Annotated in this window: 11 protein-coding genes and 2 pseudogenes; 5 read left to right on the plus strand and 8 right to left on the minus strand. The window is 53.5% G+C overall.

What is annotated here, in order from left to right; genetic code table 11:
* Positions 1-283: 283 nt before the first annotated feature.
* From ACFFT4_RS07980 to ACFFT4_RS08000, 6 genes and pseudogenes are all read right to left on the minus strand, one after another.
* The gene (locus ACFFT4_RS07980) at positions 284-589 is read right to left on the minus strand and encodes a hypothetical protein (protein ID WP_378046556.1); all 306 of its coding nucleotides are present in this window, start codon (positions 587-589) and stop codon (positions 284-286) included.
* Positions 590-1304: 715 nt separating this feature from the next.
* Positions 1305-5273, minus strand: coding sequence for an S-layer homology domain-containing protein (locus ACFFT4_RS07985; RefSeq protein WP_378046558.1), 3969 nt, complete (start codon positions 5271-5273; stop codon positions 1305-1307).
* Positions 5274-5402: 129 nt separating this feature from the next.
* A pseudogene (locus ACFFT4_RS35420) lies at positions 5403-5807 on the minus strand (WD40/YVTN/BNR-like repeat-containing protein); the annotation flags it as partial.
* Positions 5808-5970: 163 nt separating this feature from the next.
* Entirely contained in the window at positions 5971-6768 is a 798-nt protein-coding gene (locus tag ACFFT4_RS07990; protein ID WP_378046559.1) for an ABC transporter permease, read from the minus strand.
* 7 nt (positions 6769-6775) lie between these two features.
* Positions 6776-7570 (minus strand): ABC transporter permease, encoded by a 795-nt coding sequence (locus tag ACFFT4_RS07995; protein ID WP_378046561.1) that lies wholly within the window; start codon positions 7568-7570, stop codon positions 6776-6778.
* A complete protein-coding gene (locus tag ACFFT4_RS08000; protein WP_378046563.1) occupies positions 7567-8667 on the minus strand; it encodes an ABC transporter ATP-binding protein in 1101 nt (366 codons plus the stop codon). Before ACFFT4_RS08000 ends, ACFFT4_RS07995 begins: the two co-directional genes overlap by 4 nt.
* Before the next feature lie 112 nt (positions 8668-8779).
* Between ACFFT4_RS08000 and ACFFT4_RS08005 the strand changes: the two genes are divergently transcribed.
* From ACFFT4_RS08005 to ACFFT4_RS08020, 4 genes are all read left to right on the plus strand, one after another.
* Complete coding sequence (locus ACFFT4_RS08005) at positions 8780-9787, plus strand: LCP family protein (protein WP_378046565.1); 1008 nt, start codon at positions 8780-8782, stop codon at positions 9785-9787.
* Positions 9788-9923: 136 nt separating this feature from the next.
* A complete protein-coding gene (locus ACFFT4_RS08010; protein WP_378046566.1) occupies positions 9924-11243 on the plus strand; it encodes a glutamate-1-semialdehyde 2,1-aminomutase in 1320 nt (439 codons plus the stop codon).
* A 175-nt stretch (positions 11244-11418) separates the two neighbouring features.
* On the plus strand, positions 11419-12828 hold the full coding sequence (locus tag ACFFT4_RS08015; RefSeq protein WP_378046567.1) for an AAA family ATPase: 1410 nt from the start codon (positions 11419-11421) through the stop codon (positions 12826-12828).
* Positions 12821-13591: a hypothetical protein gene (locus tag ACFFT4_RS08020; protein WP_378046569.1), complete on the plus strand. Its 771-nt coding sequence runs from the start codon at positions 12821-12823 to the stop codon at positions 13589-13591. The genes ACFFT4_RS08015 and ACFFT4_RS08020 overlap by 8 nt, the downstream gene beginning before the upstream one ends.
* A gap of 198 nt (positions 13592-13789) precedes the next feature.
* Here the strand turns inward: ACFFT4_RS08020 and ACFFT4_RS08025 are convergent.
* Positions 13790-14318 (minus strand): annotated as a pseudogene (locus ACFFT4_RS08025) (FAD-dependent oxidoreductase); the annotation flags it as partial.
* A gap of 91 nt (positions 14319-14409) precedes the next feature.
* Here ACFFT4_RS08025 and ACFFT4_RS08030 point away from each other — a divergent pair.
* Positions 14410-15102, plus strand: a complete 693-nt coding sequence (locus ACFFT4_RS08030; RefSeq protein WP_378046571.1) for a hypothetical protein — start codon at positions 14410-14412, stop codon at positions 15100-15102.
* Positions 15103-15984: 882 nt separating this feature from the next.
* On the opposite strand, the gene ACFFT4_RS08035 is transcribed toward ACFFT4_RS08030, so the two are convergent.
* A complete protein-coding gene (locus ACFFT4_RS08035; protein ID WP_378046572.1) occupies positions 15985-16428 on the minus strand; it encodes a phage holin family protein in 444 nt (147 codons plus the stop codon).
* Positions 16429-16582 lie beyond the last annotated feature (154 nt).

The following is a 16582-nucleotide window of genomic DNA, read 5'->3' on the forward strand; positions in this document are numbered from 1 at the left end:
AGATGAATGGATATTAAACGACATTCCGATTTCGTCCTCTTAGTAAAAGTAAACTCGACCAGCTGTTACATTCGCATGTGGCATGGATTTTATAAGGCTGTTGAAATATCAAGCGCATGATATAGTGCTTCAACTAATGATTCAGTAGTAATAACTTCACCAAGATTATTATTTTATCCTCGTTCACAACAAATCCTGTTTTTCCCTAATAGTTGGAACTATACTATATCCGTTCTTAATGCCTGACCCGAACCGACTTGTGGGCATGTCTTTGATTAAAACGCTATATCCCAATGAGGGGAGTTATATCGATTCCAAAACCTATCATTATTGATTTGAATAACGCAAAGAAAAATAGCAATACAATAGCGATGAAACAATATTTAATTATATGAACACCAGCCTCAGCAATTGTTCGTCTCAGTACAATAACATAGAAACTCGCATTACCTGCGATTAACGAGAATGCCAGTGCAATTACTTTGACTGGAATCAAATACATATAATTAGGGATTCCTGTATTTATTAAAGAGATTGCATAACCAAACAGATAGAAAATCAAATAATATAATGCCTTCTGCTTAAACAAATCGAACCTCCTAACGGTTTTATATCTATAACCATTACTCGAATCAATTGTTATTTTAATGATCTTTGCGTCGCTAGTTGTCTGGCAGACAACTACATCCTCCGAATCCAAAAGACCATCAGGGTGATTTGGCGATTTTTCTTAATCAGTACTCGCTCATTCCTACTGTCGGCACATACCACTTTGACAGGTCGTAGACGACTCTTGGTGTAGAGGGCTACACCTACCAATTTGGCGGTGTGCTCGAATGGCCTCGTGGTAGTTGTAATGGTGGTCAAATAAAATGGAGAAGCATGTAAAGGCAACAATAACCTGGGTCCCTTTTGAATCAAGCAGGAGAAAATCATACCCTTCTGGCAAATACTCAACAGCAGCGCATTTAGAGATTTACCCGCCGGGGAGGCTTGGAGTGTACGACAATAGCTCATAGATGAGGCTCGACATGCGAATTTTTTGGCCTCGAGGTCCAGTTAACCGTCTCGCGCCCGCTGCCTGTTCCATTTTCATCTTTGCACCCATATATCGCCATATTTACATTATACGAAATTCGTTGCGGCAAAAACGTTACAAACAAGCAAAAGCGCCTGCGGCGATCTTCGGACGATGAACGCGTTATTGTCGGAGACCATTCAGATAGGATTAGCGAATTTTATACTTCCTGAAACGTCCAAAAGACCGTTAGGGAGCTTCTCCCTAACGGTCTTTTGTTCTCTCGCTATTGGTTAATTAAATCCGATTTCTGCAGCAGTCGCTGCATCATCGTCGCCACTTCCGCCCGCGTGACGCTAGCTTTCGGTGCGAGTCGACCGTTCGCTCTGCCCGAGACAAGACCTGCGCTTACACTGTCCGCCGCGCCCCTGACTGCCCAATCGGCAACTTGGCCGGCATCCTTGAATAGCTGCAGCTCCTCCACGTTCAAACCGGATGCTCCCGTTTGCAGCCCCGTCAACGCGATAGCTTGGGACAGCATCCGCATCGCCTGCTCCCGTGTAATCGACTCGTTCGGACGGAAGGAGCCGTCCTCATAGCCGTTCAGCAAGCCGTACGCATAGGCCGTACCGATTGCTCCGCTGTACCAATCCGTCGTCTTCACATCGGAGAAGTTCCCTGCGGCGCTGTTCGGCCTCAAACCCAGTCCCCGAATCAGAATCGCCGCAAACTCGGCGCGGGTAATGCTGCGATCCGGACCGAACAGGTTGTCGCCGATTCCGTTCACGACCATCCTCGAGCCCATATCGTTGATCGCTTCCTTGGCCCAGTGCTGCGCGGCGTCCTCGAACTCAAGCGGGTGCCAGATGACGGAGTAGGTGCTGTTCGTCAAGCTGTTGATGATCGCATAATAGGCGTCGTCGATCCTGGTCACCCGGGTCGGCACATGACGCACTGTACCGTCCGGATCGATCACGACCCCAGTCGTAATTCGATTAGGATCAACGCCGTCCGGAATGGCCAGCGTCCGCCGAACGTAAGCGTTAAACGACGCTACTTCCTCCGTTATGCCGTCGTAGACCGCTTTGACGCTGAAATCCAGCGGAGGCGCGACGATCGTCAGTCCCTTCGTGGCAGCGGAGCTCTCGGCCATCTGTACCGTCGCTGCCGAAGGAGCGGCAATCTCGATGCGAAGCTTGATATCTTGCAGCTCCGGATTCGCTCCGAAACGCTTCGCAAGCTCGTCCATATTGATCTGCAGAGCCGGAAGCGTGTAGGAGGCTTGCTTCGTACGGATCTCGATGATTGCCTGGCGCGCTTCCATGTCTTTCACCATGCGTCCGTTTAACTCTCCCACCACCGTCTCGCTGTCCGATTGGATCGGAATGGCGATAACGGCGCGGTCGCCCTCCGCTTCCAGACGCTGCTTCAGCCTGTCCTCGTCCACGGAAATTGTCGTCACGCGCCGCCCTTCCCGCTCCTCGGTCACGGCCGTTCCCGCATTTTCCGGCTTGCCGTTCACCAGCACCTCGACGCTTTCAGGCTTTGCCGGCGCAGTTGGAGAAGGCACGCTCGAATCAGGCGTCGAGCCGCCGTTATTATTGCTCGGAGGCGCGGTGGGCGTCACCGCATTGGACATCATTGAGGCTTCGCTCTTATCCGCTCCGTTAATCGCCTTCACTGTGAACGTGTAGCTTGTTCCGTTCGTCAGGCCTGTAATCGTGATTGGACTGCTTGAGCCGGCAGCCTTTATATTCCCCGGCATCGCGGTCGCTTCATAGCCGGTAATCGGGCTGCCGCCTGTTTCCGTTGGAGCTGTAAACGACACCGTTGCCCTGCCGTTGCCCGCAGTCGCCGATACCCCGGTGGGCGCTCCGGGCGCGATTGCCGGGATCGCTTGAATTTCTCCGGACTCTTCGAGAAGCTGGCCATCGGCAGCTTTGGCTTGAACCTTGAAATAGTAGGGCAGACCGTTAGTCAACCCGGTCATCGTGTAAGTGGCCGACGTTACAGTCGTTTCCGGCAGCGTCCCGTATTGTCCGGGTGCGGCAGCTTTATACACGTCGTATCCGGCTGCCCCGGCTACGGGATTCCACTCGAGCCGTATTTGACCGTTGCCCCCGGTCGCTTGCACGACGAACCCCGCCGGCTGCGCGCTGACCGTCAACGTCGCGACATTCGAAGTCACCGAACCGCCGTCGCCCGTCACGACTGCCCGGAAGCGCTGACCGTTCTGCTGCTCCGTCAGGTTAACGAGCGTCAGAGACGAGTTTGTGGACATCGGCATATTGATGAACGTACCGTTGCCAAGAGCGTCCAACTGCCACTGATACGTCAGATTCGCCCCCGTCGCCTGGACGGAGAAGGTGGCGCTTCCTCCGGGAGCACCCGTCGCGTCAACCGGATGACTTGTGATTGCCAGGATCAGCGAGTTCAGCTTGCCCGTCGCCAGCGAAGGCAGCAGCGATGCGGTCGCGGCGATGCGCACCCGCAAGTCCGCGCCGGACGCGCCGGCATCGATTGTCTCCGTGCCGTCGGCAATCCCGCCTGTCACCGCATGCCAAGTCGTGCCTCCGTCCGGACTGTACTCCATCGCCGTCGTCGCGCCCGTCAGCTTCACTGCGGACAAGCCCCCGCTCAGGTCCGCCCCAACGCTCGGGGCAGGAGCCTGTGCGGGAATGCTGCCGACCTTGCGCATATTGGACGGATTAGTCTTTTCCCTCACATACACATCCTGGCCCGGCCCAAAGGTAACAGACGTGCTATCCGCAGCCCCCGTCAGCCACGTCCCGTCTGTTCCGTCCGTGGAATCCAGACTGTACTCCATCTGCGCGCTCGTTCCCGTCAGCAAACCGGAAACCACATCGATGTCGACCGTGCTCAGATCAACAGGCGAAGCAGCCCGCGAAGATTGGATAATCGCTCCGTACCTGCCCACGGCTACAAAACCGCTGTCGCCATAGACAACTCTCAGCAGCTCCTTGTCGATGCCTGCTGGACGAATCGTCCAGTTGATGCCGTCAGGAGAAGTTGCAACCTGTCCCCTGTACCCGACGACCTGATTTCCTACGACATCGTACTCCGATCCAACGGCCAAGAACGTGTTGTCCGCATAGGTAACGCCGCCCCTGAAATAGACCGAAGCGGACTGAGGATGCAATTGCCAGGTTAAACCGTCCGTCGAAGTGGCGATCTTCCCTTGGCCGCCGACAGCGACGAAGACGCCGTTCGCATAAGCGACGTCGTAGTAATCCTTCATCGACTCGAGCTTCGTCCAGGTGCTTCCTCCATCTTTGGAAACGCCCATGGCAAGAGTACCGACCACGATAAACGTATCGTTGCCAAAGGCTGCGCCGCGATTGTAGTTCGCCACCCCCAACGAATGCTGCGTCCAGTTTGCCCCTTTGTCGTCAGAGACCAGTATGAGGTCGTTGCCGCCGAGTTCGCCTCCCGCTGCGACAAAGGCGCCGTCTCCGTATGTCACATCCAGAACGCTCGCATTGTTGATATTGGCGATATTCGGCAGCTGCATAGTTTGAACCTCGAAAGTCTCCCCGTCCGAAGAGATGACCTGGGTCCCCCTGTAACCGACCGCCATAAAAATGCCGTCGCCGAAAACGACCCCGGTAAGGGTCTGCCCTACGTCCGAAGAGCGAAAGGTCCACTCCTTCCCATCCGAGGAAGTGAGAATAACGCCGTTCTCCCCTACAGTCACGTAGGCTCCGTCATGATACGCCACATCGTTAAGAACATAGCCCGTCCCCTTGTTTCTTTGTATCCAATTTACAGCGTCCGCAGAGGTCACGATCGTGCCCCAGTCCCCCACCGCTGCATATATCCCATTGCCGTAAGCGGCAGCCTGCAAGCTAATCTGACCTTTATAAGGAATATTCAAAACGAGGTCGATCCAGTCTTCTCCGTCCTGAGACTCGACAAGAGTCGCAGCTCCTCCCGATATTAAAAGCTTGCCGTTAACGGAATCCACCCCGTAATAATGACGGACAACGGGAGGCGTCTTGCTTGACCAGCTTACCCCGTCGGCCGAGGCCAGTATCGTGCCGCTTAAACCGACCGCTGTAAAGCCGTAATCTCCGTAGACGACATCCGTAATGCTGAGGTTGGAAGCCACTCCGGAATTCTGAATCGTCCAATCGCTTCCATTGCTCGAGGTTAGTACCGTTCCTTGATATCCGACCGCGACAAATCCGACGTTCGGATTATAGGTCACCCCCATAAGATGGCTTGTCGTCGGCAAGCTCTGAACCTTCGTCCAAGCTTTTCCGTCCGGGGAAATGACGATAGCGCCGCTATCTCCAACGGCAACAAACAGACTGCCTCCGTACGCAACGTCGCGCAAGTAGCCGTTAACGTCGGAGGTACGGGTTGTCCAAACGCTGCCATCCTCCGAGGTCAGAATCGCGCCTTCCTCTCCTACAGCTACCAGGAGATCATCCGAATGTACAAGGGCAGTAAGGAGTTTCGAGACGCCCGAGCTTTGGCTTTGCCACTCGATTCCATCGCTCGAGGTGACAATCGTCCCCTCGCTTCCTGCCGCTATGAAGATTCCATTCGCAAAAATAACGTCCCTCAAGGCATTCGAACTCGGCAGCGGACTCCTGACGCTCCATGTATACGGGGAGTCTGCCGAACCTGCCGATGCGGGTACTGGCGCAATCAGTTCCATAAATAGCAACAACAAGGCCAGTACTCCGGCTGACAAACGTTTAATTGAGCGTGTAATGGGAACATTCTCCTTCCGAAAAAAACTCGTTAAGATTTTTGAATCCATTCGACAAATTTCATCTTGAGTATACAAAAAGCCACTAAACAAATAGTAAACAAATCAAACAACGGATACGGAGCAGACGCAATCGACACAGAAAATAGAGGCTATCTCTTCGTCATCTAAAAAGACGACTTAAGAGACAGCCTCTTCGAATTTAATGCTTACCTCAGCTCCCCGCCCCCCGATACCTTTTCACGCCATAATTCCAGAACGCGACGCCGAGCGTCAAGAAAACGATCCCGACGACCGGAGTCAGCCAAGGCATCCACCATTCCTCCAACCGGCCGAGGAAGAAAGACGCCGGGTACACGCCGACGAACGCGAACGGAAGCAGCCATGTCAGCAGAAACTTGATCGTTTTATTGTAGATTTCCACCGGGTAACGCCCGTAGTTCTGAATATTGTAGATGAGCGGACCGATGCCGGTCGGCGCGTCCGAGTAGAACGAGATCGCCGCCATTGCCGTATAGATGCCCATATAGATGAAGCAGGAGCCGAGCACCATGACGATCAGCACCAGCGGATCGTACCCATGGAACGGCAATCCGAGCGTCGCCCAGGACGAGATCAGAATCGCGAGGCCGACCAGCGAGCCGAAGATCGCAGGAGGGTCCATATTTTCCAGCATGACCTGCGTCAGAGAGTGCGCCGGACGGGTCAGCACCCGGTCCATCTCCCCTTTGACGATATATCGCTCGCTGAAATTCCAGGCGCTGAAGAACGTCGAGAAGATGCCCGAGGCCAGCATGAAATATCCGTAGACGAACACGATCTCCGCCTCGCTCCAGCCGCCGAGAGACGGCGTATGCATGAACACGATGAAGATGAAGACGAGGTTCAACCCGTTGTACAGCAGATCCGACAGCACCTCGATCCAGAAATCGGCGCGGTAGCTCAGCTTCGTCTTCAAATAGTTGGCTAGATAATCCCGATACAAGCCCAACGTAAACGCGAATCGGCTCATTTTCTCCTCAACCCCCTTGCACGAACAGGCGGCGCCGCGCCGCGCGCCACACGAGCATAATCGGCACGATCAGCACGACCGTCCAAGCGACCTGCACGAGCAGCGCGTTCCACACGTCCGCCCCTTGAATACGACCCGTAAACACCGAGCCCGGCAAATACGTAATCGCCTGAAACGGCAGCCAATTCATCACCGAAATCGCCCATCCCGGGAAAAAAGCGATCGGAACGACGACACCGGACAGCAAGTCGACCATAATTCTTTTCATCGACATGATGCCCTGATTGTTCTCGAAGAAGAACGCCCCCAGCCCCGTCAGCAGGTTAAGCTGCGTATTAATCAGAAAGCTGAACCAGATCATCACGAAGAAAACGATCCACTGCACCGGATCGGTCGGCAGTTCCAGCGGAAAAATAAACGAAACGACGATCATCCCCGGAATCATGAACAGCAGCAGACGGAACAGCCCTTCGCCGAAGCCCTGCATCATTTTCACGAACAAATAAGAGTACGGTCGGATAATCTGGATCGCCACGCTGCCGTCGACGATCTCGTTCGAGATTTCCCGGTCCAGGTTGTTAAAATAAAACGCCCGCGCCATCCACGACACGGCCACGTACGTAGACATCTGAATGACGGTAAACCCCTGCAGCGTCTCCGCCTCGCCGAAAATCGCCTTCCACAGAAAATAATACGCCCCGATATTGATCGCATAGATTACAATGCCGCTGTAGTAATTGACCCGGTACGCGAGCATCATCAGGAAGCGGATGCGGACGAAATCCAAGTACATGCTCATCATCGCGCCGCTCCCGCCCCCGTCTTCTCGGTCTCGCTCTTTGTCTCGCGGTCCCCGACGGTTGTCTCCCCTTCGCTCAGGGCGGACAGATCGCGTGGCGCCTCGGCGCTGCCCGACTGGTAAATCTCGCGCACGATCTCGTCGGTGTTCGTCTCGAAAATCTTGATGTCGCTAATATCAAGCCGGCCCACGACGCGGGACAGCACCTCGGATACGTTCATCTCGCGGGGAATCCATACTTTGGCGGTCAAGTCGTTGTCCAGCGACCAGCGAACCTCCAGCTCTCCGGTCAGCGCGGACACCTTCGCCAGCGTCACCGGGTCGGTGAACTGGAACTGCACCTCGCGGCCTTTGCCCCAGCGGGCCTTCAACTCCTCCAGTCCGCCGTCGTAGATGATCCGGCCGTCGTCCAGCATAATGACGCGCGAACAGAGCGCCTCGATGTCCTGCAGATCGTGCGTCGTCAGCAGAATCGTCGTTCCTTGCTCGCGGTTGAGCCGTTTCAGAAACTCGCGGATTTCCGTCTTCACGACAATGTCCAGACCGATCGTCGGCTCGTCCAGAAACAGAATCGAAGGATTGTGCAGCAGCGCCGCCACCAACTCGCAGCGCATCCGCTGCCCGAGGCTCAGCTTGCGGACCGGCCGGTTGAGCAGTTCCTGCAATTGCAGCGTCTCCACCAGCTCGTCCAATCTTTTGCGGAAATCCGCCTCGTCCACCCGGTACACTTTTCTCAGCAGGCGAAAAGATTCGATCACCCCGATATCCCACCACAGCTGGCTTCTCTGTCCGAACACGACGCCGATGCCCTGCACGAACTTCTCGCGGTCCTTGTGCGGAACGAAGCCGTTCACGAGCAGCTTGCCGGAGGTCGGCACGAGAATGCCCGTGAGCATTTTGATTGTCGTCGACTTGCCCGCACCGTTCTCTCCGATGTAACCGCAAATTTCCCCCTGAGGAATTTGAAAGCTGATGTCCTTGACCGCCGTCACCTCGGTATGCTCGCGCTTGAACAAGTCATGGAGCGCTCCCTTGAGTCCTTCGCGGTTTTTCTGGACCTTGAACTGCTTGCGCAGCTGATGTACGTCTATGGCTAACATGATGAACCTCCTGTGATCAAGTCGCGTTCATTCGATTTTTCACATGAACTTGCTTATTCCGTCGTCGAAACTTTATAATTTTAGCATACTGTCAACTGAGAGGACTATCGGAATGAGTAAAAAGTGGAAGATCACACTGTTTTCCATACTGGGATTGGCTTTTATTTGTTTGTGTGCAGTCGGCTGGTGGGCATGGGCAAGCGTTAATGAAATTGACAAGGCACAGAAGCCCAAGGAAGAATCGCGGTTCGGCCAATTCGAGGAAAAAGAGGAGTACAAGCCGCCGGAATGGGAAGGCTCGGAACGAGTCAACGTACTGCTCATGGGCGGCGACGCCAGAGGCTTACAAGAAGGCGAAGTCCCGAGGTCCGACACGATGCTGGTCGCTTCGTTCGACCCTGTATCGAAGAAAATTCATTTGTTCTCCGTGCTGCGCGACACCCGCGTGGAGATTCCGGGATTCAAGGACAACCGCGCCAATACGGCTCTCTCGCTGGGCGGTCCCGACCTGGCGATGAAGACGATCGGCAATCTGATGGGGCTGGACGTCCAGTATTACGTATACGCCGATTTCCAGGGCTTTATCAAGCTGGTGGACGCGCTCGGCGGCGTCGACTTCTATGTGGAAAAGGATATGAAATGGACGGACAACGCGGACGGCAACCGGTACGATATCGATCTCAAGCAGGGACAGCAGCATCTCGACGGCGATAAAGCGCTGCAGTACGTGCGCTTCCGGCACGACAAGCTGTCCGACTTCACCCGGACCGAGCGGCAGCGCGAGTTCCTGAAAGCCGTCGCCGCCAGGCTGAAGAACGGCTGGAATCTGATCAAGCTGCCCGAAATTCTCAGCGAGGTCGTTCCCTACGTGGAGACGAACATGTCGACCGGCGACATGCTGAAGCTGGGAACGCTGGGCTACAGCTCGCACCAGGCCGGCTCCGCGCAAATTCCTCCGATGGACCTCGTCTTCGACGAGAACGTCGGCGGTTCGGCGATGCTCGGAGTCAAGGACCGCGACAAGCTGAAGGAATACGTGCAGGAAGTGCTGAGCCAGGACGATACGGCTGCGGAAACGCCGGATCCGAGCGCTTCTTCCAGTTCGGCGGCGGCACAGTAGCTTCTTCGGCGGCTCGGGGGAACGTCGACTGGCGAGGTCCGGTCGGCCGAGCCGAGCTCATTCATGAGCATGGCACCAAGCGGAACATAGCCCCAAGATCCCTTGCGGGCATTCGCATGCGGAGGGTTGGAGAACAATGAATCAACGCGTACGTTCGGCGCAACTGTACGAAGAGGCGCAGCGTCATATCGTGGGAGGGGTCAACAGCCCTTCCCGTTCTTTCAAGGCTGTCGGAGGCGGCGCCCCCGTGTTCATGGAACGCGCGGAGGGCGCTTATTTCTGGGACGTCGACGGCAACCGGTACATTGATTACTTGGCAGCGTTCGGCCCGATTATTACGGGACATGCGCATCCCAAGGTGACCGAAGCGATCGTCCGCGCGGCGCATAACGGCACGCTCTACGGCACGGCGACGGAGCACGAGATCCGGCTTGCGGAGGTTTTGAAGGCCGCGATTCCGTCGATGGACAAAGTGCGCTTCGTCAACTCCGGTACGGAGGCGGTCATGACGACGATTCGCGTTGCCCGGGCGTTCACCGGCCGCAACAAAATCATCAAGTTCGCCGGCTGCTACCACGGCCACGCCGATCTGGTGCTCGTCGCCGCCGGCTCCGGACCGTCGACGCTCGGCATTCCCGACAGCGCGGGCATTCCGCCGAGCATCGCGAGCGAGGTCATCACCGTGCCGTTTAACGAGCTGGACGGGCTGCGCGCGGCGCTGGAGCATTGGGGCGACCAGGTGGCCGCGGTGATGGTCGAGCCGATCGTCGGCAACTTCGGCATGGTGATGCCGAAGCCGGGCTTCCTGGAGGGCCTGTGCAAGCTGGCCCGGGACGCGGGGGCGCTCGTCATCTACGACGAGGTCATCAGCGCGTTCCGGTTCCACTACGGCTCGGCCCAGACGTTCCCGGCGTTCGCCGATCAAGAGGCGATCCGGCCGGACTTGACCGCCCTTGGCAAAATCATCGGCGGAGGCCTGCCGATCGGCGCCTACGGCGGACGCGCCGATCTGATGGAGATGATCGCCCCGCTGGGCCCCGCCTATCAGGCGGGCACGATGGCCGGCAACCCGGCGTCGGTGCTGGCCGGATTGGCCTGCCTGGAGGCGCTGCGCGAGCCGGGCGTCTACGCGCGCATGGAAGCGCAGGCGGCGCGGCTGTGCGACGGCCTGCAGGCCTCGGCGGATCGGCACGGCGTGCCGCTGACGATCAACCGGATCGTCGGGGCGTTCTCGACGCATTTCTGCTCCGGCCCGGTCACGAACTACGAGGAGGCGCAGCGCTCCGACGGCGAGCAATTCGGCCGCTTCTTCCGCCTCATGCTGGAACGCGGCGTCTACCTCGCCCCGTCCAAGTACGAGGCCTGGTTCCTGACGACCGCCCACACCGACGCCGACATCGACGCCACTTTGACCGCGGCGGAGGAAGCCTTCTCCGAGATGGGACGGGAAGGTTAGGGAGTGTTCGTTTCTAAACCATTCAAAAAAATCGCAATAGCCGGAACTCTGTTCCTTTGGCTCTTGCGATTTTTTTATTTTAAATTTGAAAATCGAACTTTTTATTCGAAAAATGATTTTAATTTTGATGTTAGTGCTATAATTATAACATTGAGATGAAGGGTGGCAAAAACCGATGCAGCCGATCATTCGAATGAATCGAGTCGAAATTATAAACATCAAAAATGTCAAATACGGCGAATTTACAGGGAATCAGATCTATGATCATGTTGCTAATCATTTACCTAAGCGGGAATCTGACAAGGATGCAGGCTCCGCAGCCTTCAAAGACAAGTTTGACAGCCAATTCAATCAGTATGTCAACGACGAAAGTCAGAATGCCGATATTCTGGGCTTCTACGGGCAGAACGGATCAGGGAAAACCGCTGTATTCGAAAGCTTTCGAATTCTAGGAGGTTTGCTGGGCAAGGAGCCTCTTCCGAGCAGATCGGAAAATTTAATTTTTGACGGGCAAGACTCGTGTACATTAATATTCGAATTTGCAGCGGTAGCTGACTACAAGCCTTTCCTAATCAAATACGAAGTGAAATTAATGTATGGCGATGAGTCCATGAAAGTGGTTCAAGAGAATTTGTTCTATAAAGAAAATATCCTCAAAGTACGGTATAAAAACATCTTTAGCTATCGGGAGAAGGAGCTATATCGAAACACAAAAGCTATTTTCAACAGTAAGAATCAGAACGGGTTAATTAGCAAAGGCATTGCCATCCACTCCCAGAGATCGGTTCTCTTCCATAAGGAAATTCAAAATCAATATGAAAAAATACTGAATACGGAAGAACAGATGATCCTGCACCTCCTAACCGAAACACTCGCGGAAAATCTTATCGTGATTCCGAATATTCAGCACGGCGAGTTCAGTTCCAAATATTTCATGCCTTCTTCCAAACGAATCGCCGAATACAACTTTAACGTACTTCGACCGTTTGTTATCCCCTTGGATATTCTCGACGAACTGAAGAAAGCCGTTAGCTTAAAAAATGAAGTATTCAGTTGTTTGATTCCAGGGGCTGAAGTCGTTGTAAAGGAATTGCACAGCGAAACTTTAGATGACGGCAAATTCGGTAAGCGAATCGAATTGCTGATTAAGAAGGAAGGCCGGCTGCTGCCATTGCGAGCAGAATCGGCCGGTACGCTTAAAATATTCGCAATTACCAGCGCTCTGATTGCTTTTAACATAAACAGAAGCACTTGCGTCGTCATTGACGAGTTGGATTCCGGGGTATTTGAATTCCTTCTGGGAGAAATCCTTAATATTTTCAGTGAGACGGGCAAAGGACAACTCATCTTTACGTCTCATAATCTTCGGGCGCTTGAGGTCCTTCCCGTTCAGAACATCTGGTTCACAACGACAAATCCCGTGAAACGCTACATTCAGATGAAATATACTAGCACGACGAACAACATTCGAAGAAAATACTATGAAGCTATACAACTAGGCGGAATGGCTGAATCCGTGTATACGGAAACCAATAAAACGACAATCAAGAAGGCTTTCCGGAAAGCGGGGCGATTGTTTGAGTAAGAAGAAAACAAAAGCCCTTCTCTTGATCGTCGAGGGAACGACCGATGAAGCATTATTTTCGGCATTACTGCAAGATCATTTAGAGCCAAAGGGCATCAAAATATTTCCCTATCGATCGGATATCTTTGTTCCCCAGCGTGGAGACGACCCACGTAAAGAGATTAGGGAGAAAATTCGGGAGTTCGTTGTCCATGAATTGGAGAAACAACAGATTAGCGTCGCCAATGTTCTGGGAATTATTCATATTGGCGATATGGATGGGACCTTTATTCCAGACGATCATATTCTAGTAAGCGGTGAGGCCTCACAAATCGAAAAAACTCGATATTCCGACAGCCATATTCTAGTAGTGAATGAAGATCAAAGAGAGAATATCAAACTCAGAAATCGCTTAAAGTCCGATAATCATCGGAAAATGATCCGTATTAATAGAATCACTATAAATAGGAAAGAAATTCCGTACGAACATTATTTCATGTCCTGCGATACGGATCATCTCGTCTTCAACCTGCGCAATTTGACTCAGGAAGAGAAGGAAAGTCTGATGGATCATTTTACCGATAACAACAATTCGCAAACGATTCGCGAGCTGTTGGAACTGCACATGGATTCTTGTCCTGAAGGAATTGATCCTTTCAAATATACTTGGGAGCAGATTCAACAGGGAATCCATTCGTTAAGCAGAAAGACAAACTCTCTTCTAATGTTTCGGTTCATTGATCATTTGCTCTCGACAAGCAGCGATCCCATCCGAGCGGATTAGAAGGATTGCACGACTCCCGTCATTGCGCAGCATGGGTAAAACGCACTTCGATCAAGAAAATAGAGGCTATCCCCTGCTCATCATCTATCTGGATGATTCAGGGAATAGCCTCTTTCGCTGCTGCATGCGCTGATTTCACTCCGCTCGCAGCTCCCGGCGCGCAGGTGTTCGCTGCATCGCGAGGATCGTTCATATGCCCGCCTCCCGGCCAATGCGATGCCGCGCTCCGGACATTTCCCCCCACGAGCCCGTCTCCGGTGCAGTCGAGAAACAGCTTGCTCTCGAAGCGGATGCGCCGCTCCGATCCCATCATCCACCCCGTAACCGAGCGGATTGACCGTTCCTCCTCTAGGCCTTCGACTTCCACTTCGTGTACGTCGGTATTCAGGAACAACCGGATACTCGGCTACGCCCATACCGCTTCGAGCATGACCAGATCCCAGTAATACGGGTTGCCGTCGGGATTGCGCAACCGGTTTTCCACGAAAAGCTCCCCCATAATGCCCGTCTCGCGGGCATAACGGTTAGTCCCGTGTGCCGTGGCGCCGCATACCCAGACCCGCATCTCGCTGCTGGAGTTTCCGCCCAACACCGGACGGTTCTGCACCAGTGCCACCGTACGGCCCGGCCTCGCCGCCGCACTGGCCGCATTAACGCCCGCCAATCCCCCGCCGATAACGGTAGGATTCCGACCGCCTCGCCTCCACCTACCTTCGCTTGCGCAAATGGACTTCGGCTTACTGCGATACCTTTCGCCTTCCTCATTCGTAGTTTCGGTGTACGGCAATGTATACCGCTTATGAAAGGGGAAAAGAAATATGATTTCCAGCAAAAAAACAGCCGCCGCTCTCCTCGCCTTGACGCTTGCGCTGGCGGGATGCGGCAGTTCGCCGGATTCTAACGGAGGGGCGGCAAGCGCGGATTCCGGAAACGGACCGCAATCGGCCTCGAACGGTCAAGCCCAGAACGGCCCGGGAGACTGGCAAGGAGGTCCGATGATGGAATCCGGCCTGTTCGGCAAGGTTAAGAGCGTGAACGGGAACACCATCACCCTGTACAAATCCTCCTTCCAACCCGGCGCTCGGGGGGGCGGTCAAGGCCGGGATGGGAATCCGCCCGGCGGAAGCCGCGATCGGGGACAGTCGAGGGAAGTACCGAATCAAGACGGCGAGCCTCCCTTCACCGAGCCGCCTGCCAGCGGCGACGGTTCTGCGGGTCCGCAAGGGGAAAACCGACAGCGTCCGGACATGGGCGATATGTTCTCCGAGGAAACCGTCGACATTAACGTTACGGCGGATACCAAGATCGTAAAGATCTCGTTCGCGAATGAAGAGCGTGTGGAAACCGCGCTGACGATAACGGACCTGCAAGCTGACGACATCGTCAGCGTCGATCTGGAGGAAGGCTCGCAAAATGCCATAACGATTACACTAAACGATGGCGGCTTCGGCGGCATGGGGATGGGCATGGACGGAGGACGCAGAGGACAGCCCCAGGACGCGCAGCAATAGCAAAAAAAACGGCTGCAATGTCCCCAGCGGGGCATATGCAGCCGTCAGCCTGTTGATGAACAAAGCTTTGCAGATGTTCGAATTGTCGATCAGCCTCTCCGCTACGATCGTTTTATACGCTGCCAACTCCACTAATCTGGACATCTGATCCTCCTTGTATAATCGTATCGGTAAGATCATTTCGCTCTTTTTCCAGCTGATCCGGACAGCCGAGAAAGGACGAAGAGAATTTCCAGTTGGTGCACCGGTGGAGGTGGTAGCCGAACCCGCACCACAGCCCGAAGGGTGAGGAACGGAAGCCGGACGAGCATTTTATCCCCAGTGCGCTGCCGCCGTTGTTCGATCAACGACCGGACCTTCTTAGGAACACCAGCACCGACGGAAACGAGCTCCGGCTCCTTCATTCCGCTTTACCTGTTTTACCCGCTTGGCCCGTTCACTCGAATGAGGGAGCCGGAGTAAAATACCGCTTATTACTCGTAGCCGTTTGTCGTCTGCACTTCTTTGCCATGCGTTCTTACACTTGTATACAATGGGATCAACAAGCACTTCTCAGGGTATTTTTTTCTCTCCTTGCTGGCCGTAAGGTACTGCTGTGAAAGCCTGCTACCCGTGATCCATAACTTATGCTGGATGCGCTTTTGTTTGCGTCCGGGGAGTAGCCCCCCTCAATTGTCTAACGCTTGCGGGTGAGTGCCAATGACGAGGCTGAATCGGTGGTTTCCGCGGACGTAAGCTTGAGATCCCATCACGTACAATTCATGAATGGGGCCGGGACTTCCCTTGCTTCCTTCGCTGTGCCTAACGATCGCGCAGGGGTTTTCCTTAAATAAAGGACGGTATCCTCACTCCCCGCGAAGGTTTAAGAATTATACCGTCCCTTTATTTTTTCTGATTGTTGTTTTCTTTTTCTTCATCATTAAGGATCGGAATCTTTCCTCTTACTGTTGCAACGAATTTACTAAGAAATCCTAACTTCAATCCCATCTTGTTACCATTCTCTATGATGCTCACTAACTCAATAAGGATGAACGTAGAAGATATGCCATCAGTCACGACACCATTTGATTCCAAGACAGAAATTTCGACCAATAAGATTGCGCCCAACAAGAGCAGAGTATAGATTTTCTTAAATAACCCCTTATAACCTTTGACTGATTCCATTCCCTCTCCGCTAACAATAGCAGCCATACAACCACTGATAAAATCGATTGCCATCATCCCTATTAAGATAGTAAAAAACATACCGAACAGCCCCATTGAAATGGAGACGATACTTCCCAAAAATCCAACAATCGCTTTTACAATGAAATCTGATCTATCCAAAACTAACACGCTCCTAATCGTTGGAAATAAAAAAGAGAGCGAATGTGTATTTCCGCTCTCTTTTAGGTTTATCTTTCTTTTTAATCATTTTGGAATGTTTATACTAATTTATTAACAACACCATTTTTTCTTGCTATAAACCCAATCTTCGAAA

It is taken from the genome of Cohnella cellulosilytica (assembly GCF_042431195.1).
In the GTDB taxonomy this organism is placed as follows: Bacteria; Bacillota; Bacilli; order Paenibacillales; family Paenibacillaceae; genus Cohnella; species Cohnella cellulosilytica.